We start from the raw sequence: 6,173 nt of genomic DNA, 5'->3' as shown, positions 1-6,173 counted from the left end.
CCCAGGATCAGTCCACCGCGCCCGCCCGCTCCACCAGTGCCCCCAGCGCCGCTGCCGCCGTCGCCACCGCCGCCGCCGGCAGCCACGGCGCTGCCTGGGCTGCCCGGTGTGCCGATCGAGCCGCCGAGGCCCGTCCCGCCTGCCCCGCCGGCACCACCGGAACCGAAGAGCAACGCATTGCCGCCGGTGCCTCCGTTACCGCCGACCCCACCCATACCGCCGGCACCGCCGTTGCCCCACAACCAACCGCCGCTGCCACCTGTTCCACCGTTGGCGCCCGCGCCGCCGGCACCGCCGGCTCCGCCCACACCCAACAACCCGGCGGCGCCGCCGGCCCCACCGGCATGCCCGGCCGCGCCCGACCCGCCGTTGCCTCCGCGCCCCCACAGCAGTCCGCCGGGCCCACCCGCGGCACCGGTACCTGCCGCGCCATCGGTCCCCGGGCCGATCAAAGGCCTCCCCAACAGCAGATTCGCCGGCGCATTGATCGCACCCAAGACCTGCTCCTCCAGCGAGCCCAGGGCGTCGGCACTCGCCGCTTCCACAGCCGCGTAAGAGCCGCTCGCCGCTGCCAGCGCCCGCACGAATTGGGCGTGGAACTCCGCCGCCTGCGCACTGACTGCTTGATACTCCTGGCCGACGGTGCCGAATAGGGCCGCGATGACCGCCGACACCTCGTCGGCGGCGGCGGGCATGATCGTCGCCGTCGGCGCCGCCACCGCCGTCGCCTGGCGGACCGCCTCCCCTATCGCTCCCAAGTCCGCGGCCGCAGCGCTCAGAGCCTGCGGAGCGGCGATCAGAAAGGGCGACATCAGGGAGCTCCAATCGACCCGGAGAGGTCAAACGGCCCAGTCATGAGTCGCGAACTCCGGGGCACGCTGTCCGAGCGCAGCCCGACTTCCCCCACGCTCCCCGACAGGCACCGGTCATCGAATACAGCCATTCGCGCGGCGACGCTTCTTGCCGCCGCTTATTAGTAGCTGATTGTCACGCCAACGCGGGCGGATTCGATCCGGGTCCGACTACTGCAAAATCGCGCGGGATCCGCCGGCGACTACTGCAATTCACTCCGGCTTGGTGCTGCGGCCCAGTAGCAGAGCAATCGCGTCGTTGACCGACAGCCCCTTGTGGCAGACCCGGTGCACGGCGTCCGTCAGTGGCATCTCGACGTCGTAGCTGGACGCCAGGGCCAGCACCGACTCGCAGGAGGTCACGCCCTCGACGACGTGGCCGTCCTTGCCGTGCAGGGCCGTATGCATGGTGTCGCCGCGTCCCAGCCGCTCGCCCAGCGAGCGATTGCGCGAATAAGGAGAGGTGCAGGTGGCCACCAGGTCACCCACCCCGGCCAGCCCCGCCAACGTCGTGCCCTTGGCGCCCAGCGCCAGCCCCAGTCGCATGATCTCGGCCAGCCCGCGAGTGATGATGGCCGCCGCCGTGTTCTCCCCCAACCCGACCCCGACCGCCATCCCGCACGCCAGCGCGATGACGTTCTTGCACGCGCCACCGATCTCGGTCCCCACCACATCGGAGTTGGTGTAGGGACGGAAGTAGCCACTGTTCAAAAACCGCTGCAACGCCACGGCACGTCCGGAGTCGCTGCACGCGACGACGGTGGCGGCGGGCTGACTCTCGGCGATCTCACTGGCGAGGTTCGGCCCGGAGATCACCGCGACCTGGGATGCGTCCACCCCGGTGACCGAAACGATCACCTGGCTCATCCGCATCAGGGTGCCCAGCTCGATCCCCTTGGCCAAGCTGACCAGAGTCGCGCCGTCGGCCCACATGCCGTTCCACTGTTCGAGATTGGCGCGCATGGTCTGGGCCGGGACCCCGAGTAGCACAGTCGTGACGCCGGCCAGCGCTTCCTCCGCGTCGTTGGTGGCGCGGATGCCCGCCGGAAGCAAGGTGCCGGGAAGGTAGTCGGGGTTGTACCGGGTCTTATTGATCTTGTCGGCGACATCCGCGCGCCGCGCCCACAATGTGACGTCGCCCCCGGCATCGGCAAGCACCTTGGCCAGCACCGTGCCCCATGCGCCCGCGCCCATCACCGCGACGGTTCCCGTGCCGGCCATCAACCACCCCTTATATCTAGCCCTGTGCCCCGTTACGGCGACGGCAGCCGCTAAACAGTAGTCCCAGCGACCGGGCGCCGTCACCTCCAGCGGCGTTGCGCTGGCAGGATGTTTCACATGGGCAGCGCACACGGGGATGTCGGGCTGATCATCGCCGTCAAGCGTTTGGCCGCCGCCAAGACCAGGCTGGCTCCGGTCTTCGCGGCCCCGACGCGTGAGAGTGTGGTCCTGGCCATGCTGGTCGACACCTTGTCCGCGGCAACCCGGGTGAGTTCGTTGCACTCGATCACGGTCATCACCCCCGACGACGTCGCCGCGGCCGCGGCCACCGAGCTCGGCGCACAGGTGCTGGCGGACCCGACCGCGCCGGACGATCCCGACCCGCTGAACAGCGCGGTCAGTTCCGCAGCGGGTGCGGTCGATGTCCCGAATGTTGTTGTCCTGCAAGGTGATCTGCCCGCGTTGCAGACCCAGGAGCTTACCGAGGCCATCTCGGCGGCACGACACCACGAGCGCAGCTTCGTCGCGGACCGGCTGGGCACCGGCACCGCGGTGCTGTGCGCGTTCGGGACCTCGCTCGACCCGCGATTCGGGCCGGATTCCGCAGCGCGACACCGTCGTTCGGGTGCGATCGAATTGACCGGCGCCTGGCCCGGGCTGCGTTGCGACGTCGACACACCGGCTGACCTGGCGGCCGCCCGCCAGCTCGGGGTGGGCCCGGCGACCGCACGCGCCATCGCGCATCGCTCCGCGCGGTGAACCGGGCCGCCAGGTGAATGGCAGCCCAACGGCACATGGATCTCTGCTGACTGCTGGCCGCATCGCCGGGTGATAGGCAATGATCGCAGGGTGACCGAAATCGAAGCCACCCCAGAGGCAGAGGCACGTCCCGACGAGCACGCTTGGCACCCTGGTGACTCGGCTCCCGCGGCCCCTCCGGCCGCGACTCCCGCGGCGATCATCGACGCGCTGCCGGAAGAGCGCTACCTCAACCGGGAACTGAGCTGGCTCGACTTCAACGCCCGCGTGCTGGCACTGGCCGACGACAATTCGATGCCGCTGCTCGAGCGCGCGAAGTTCCTGGCCATCTTCGCCTCCAACCTGGACGAGTTCTACATGGTTCGGGTCGCCGGCCTGAAGCGGCGCGACGAGATGGGCCTGTCGGTGCGCTCAGCGGACGGACTGACGCCGCGCGAGCAACTGCGGCGCATCGGCGAGCAGACCCAACAGATCGCCAGCCGGCAGGCGCGCGTGTTCCTCGATTCGGTACTGCCCGCGCTCGAGGAGGAAGGCATCTACATCGTCACGTGGGCCGACCTCGATGAGGCTGAGCAAGAGCGCTTGTCGACCTATTTCCACGAGCAGGTCTTCCCCGTTCTCACGCCGTTGGCGGTGGACCCGGCCCACCCCTTCCCCTTCGTGAGCGGGCTGAGCCTGAACCTCGCCATCACCGTCAAGCAGCCCGAGGACGGCACCCAGCATTTCGCGCGAGTGAAGGTGCCCGACAACGTGGACCGGTTCGTCGAACTGGACGCCAAGGACGACGACGGCGAAGACCAGGTGGCCGTGCGGTTCCTGCCGATGGAGGAGTTGATCGCGGCCTTCCTTCCGGTGCTCTTCCCCGGCATGGAAATCGTGGAGCACCATGCGTTTCGGATCACCCGCAACGCCGACTTCGAGGTGGAAGAGGACCGCGACGAGGACCTGTTGCAGGCGCTCGAACGGGAATTGGCGCGGCGCCGGTTCGGGTCCCCGGTACGGCTCGAAGCATCCGACGACATGACCGAGAGCATGCTGGAGCTGCTGCTGCGCGAGCTCGACGTACATCCCGGTGATGTCATCGAAGTGCCTGGGCTGCTGGATTTGTCGTCGCTGTGGCAGATCTACGGCATCGACCGGCCGGCGCTGAAGGACCGGGCTTTCGTGCCCGCCACCCACCCCGCCTTCGCGGAGCGCGAGACGCCCAAGAGCATCTTCGCCACGCTGCGCGAGGGCGACGTGCTGGTGCACCATCCCTACGACTCGTTCTCGACGAGCGTGCAGCGGTTCGTCGAACAGGCCGCCGCAGATCCGAATGTGCTTGCGATCAAACAGACGCTCTACCGCACCTCCGGGGATTCCCCGATCGTGCGGGCATTGATCGACGCCGCCGAAGCCGGAAAACAAGTTGTGGCAATGGTTGAGATCAAAGCGCGCTTCGACGAGCAGGCGAACATCCGTTGGGCGCGAACCCTTGAGCAGGCAGGCGTGCACGTCGTCTATGGGTTCGTCGGACTCAAGACGCACTGCAAGACCTGCCTGGTGGTGCGTCGTGAAGGTCCCATCATCCGGCGGTACTGCCACGTCGGAACCGGCAACTACAACGGCAAGACGGCGCGACTGTACGAGGACGTGGGCCTGCTGACCGCCGACCCCAACATCGGTGCGGACCTGACCGACCTCTTCAACACGCTGACCGGTTACTCGCGAAAGCTGACCTACCGCAATCTGTTAGTGGCCCCGCACGGCATCCGCACCGGGATCATCGAGCGCGTCGAACGGGAGGTCGAGGCCCATCGTCGCGGCAACGACGCGCGGATCCGGCTCAAGATGAACGCCCTGGTCGACGAGCAGGTCATCGACGCGCTGTATCGCGCGTCGCAGGCCGGGGTGCGGGTCGAGGTGGTGGTGCGCGGTATCTGCGCGCTGCGCCCGGGCACCGAGGGCCTTTCCGAAAACATCACCGTCCGCTCGATTCTCGGTCGGTTCCTGGAACATTCGCGCATTCTGCATTTCAACGCCATCGACGAATTCTGGATCGGCAGCGCCGACATGATGCACCGCAACCTGGACCGCCGCGTCGAGGTCATGGCACAGGTCAAGGACCCGCGTTTGACCGCGCAACTCGACGAATTGTTCGAGTCCGCATTGGACCCCTCCACCCGGTGCTGGGAGCTCGGGTCCGATGGGCAGTGGACGGCGTCGCCGCAGGAAGGCGAGAGCGTCCGCGACCACCAGGCTTCGCTCATGGAAAGGCACCGCAGCCCGTAGTCCAGTGGTGTCCTCCGGGGCCACCTCCACCAGCATGAGCCACCTGGCCGAATTGACCTGCAGGAGTGAAGGTGTCGATCCAGAACTCGTCGGACCGTCGACGCCCCGGAGACCGGGTCGTCTACGCAGCCGGCGCGGTGTTGTGGCGGTCCGGTAAGGGCAACCCGGCGAAATCGCTCGAGATCGCCGTCATTCACCGCCCCCGGTATGACGACTGGTCGCTGCCCAAGGGCAAGGTCGACCCCGGCGAGACCGCAGCGGTCGCCGCCGTGCGCGAGGTGCTCGAGGAGACCGGCCACCACAGCCATCTCGGCCGTTGCCTGACCACCATCACGTACCCGATCGACCAGGGCATCAAGCGGGTGCACTACTGGGCCGCGCGCAGCACCGGAGGCACCTTCGCCCCCGGACACGAGGTCGACGAGTTGATCTGGCTGCCGGTCGCCGACGCCATGAAGAAGCTCGACTACGCGCCGGACCGAAAGGTCCTGCGCCGGTTCGTCAAACAGCCGCCGGACACCAAGACCGTGCTGGTGGTGCGGCACGGTACCGCGGGCAGCAAGTCACGCTACCGCGGCGACGACACCAAGCGGCCGTTGGACAAGAAGGGCCGCGCCCAGGCCGAGGCGCTGGTGGGGCAGCTGCTGGCGTTCGGCGCCGACCGGGTGTACGCGGCCGATCGGGTGCGGTGCCACCAGACGGTGGAACCGCTCGCCGCCGAGTTGGGCGTCGATATTCACAACGAGCCCAACCTGACCGAGGAGGCGTACGCCAAGAACCCCAAGCGCGGCCGGCAGCGGGTTCTGCAAATCGCCGAACGGGCCGGAACGCCCGTGATCTGCACGCAGGGCAAGGTGATTCCGGACCTGATCGCGTGGTGGTGCGAACGCGACGGAGTGCGTCCCGACAAGTCGCGCAACCTCAAAGGCAGCACCTGGGTGCTGTCGCTGTCGGCGGGCCGGCTGATCGCCGCTGACCACATCGGCGGCGCGCTGGCCGCCAACGTGCGCGCCTGACAAGCGAATACCCTCCGAGGGCATCGCTGCCCGCCGGAGGGTATCTGCTTGGGTT

Annotated in this window: 5 protein-coding genes; 3 read left to right on the top strand and 2 right to left on the bottom strand. The window is 68.2% G+C overall.

Translation table 11 applies throughout. The annotated features are described in order from the left end of the window. Both AO501_RS04050 and AO501_RS04045 read right to left on the bottom strand, forming a co-directional pair. Positions 1 to 812 (bottom strand): PE family protein (locus tag AO501_RS04050; protein ID WP_156452293.1); only part of this gene is annotated, 812 nt, incomplete at its 3' end. A gap of 252 nt (positions 813 to 1,064) precedes the next feature. After that, on the bottom strand, positions 1,065 to 2,072 hold the full coding sequence (locus AO501_RS04045; protein ID WP_055576493.1) for an NAD(P)H-dependent glycerol-3-phosphate dehydrogenase: 1,008 nt from the start codon (positions 2,070 to 2,072) through the stop codon (positions 1,065 to 1,067). Between the two features lie 117 nt (positions 2,073 to 2,189). On the opposite strand from AO501_RS04045, the gene cofC reads away from it, so the two are divergent. The 3 genes from cofC (at position 2,190) to AO501_RS04030 (ending at position 6,118) form a co-directional block, all read left to right on the top strand. Then, positions 2,190 to 2,831: a 2-phospho-L-lactate guanylyltransferase gene (gene cofC, locus AO501_RS04040; RefSeq protein ID WP_082658371.1), complete on the top strand. Its 642-nt coding sequence runs from the start codon at positions 2,190 to 2,192 to the stop codon at positions 2,829 to 2,831. Positions 2,832 to 2,900: 69 nt separating this feature from the next. Next, on the top strand, positions 2,901 to 5,102 hold the full coding sequence (locus AO501_RS04035) for an RNA degradosome polyphosphate kinase (protein ID WP_055576491.1): 2,202 nt from the start codon (positions 2,901 to 2,903) through the stop codon (positions 5,100 to 5,102). A gap of 71 nt (positions 5,103 to 5,173) precedes the next feature. Then, positions 5,174 to 6,118, top strand: a complete 945-nt coding sequence (locus AO501_RS04030; RefSeq protein WP_055576510.1) for an NUDIX hydrolase — start codon at positions 5,174 to 5,176, stop codon at positions 6,116 to 6,118. Positions 6,119 to 6,173: the final 55 nt, after the last annotated feature.

It is taken from the genome of Mycobacterium gordonae (assembly GCF_001417955.2).
Classification (GTDB): domain Bacteria; phylum Actinomycetota; class Actinomycetes; order Mycobacteriales; family Mycobacteriaceae; genus Mycobacterium; species Mycobacterium gordonae_B.
This window is presented reverse-complemented; position numbering and strand designations above follow the sequence as displayed.

Bases quoted from the DNA above. Each gene is read 5' to 3' on its own strand.
- AO501_RS04045 (WP_055576493.1), bottom strand. From the start codon at position 2,072: ATGGCCGGCACGGGAACCGTCGCGGTGATGGGCGCGGGCGCATGGGGC.
- cofC (WP_082658371.1), top strand. From the start codon at position 2,190: ATGGGCAGCGCACACGGGGATGTCGGGCTGATCATCGCCGTCAAGCGT.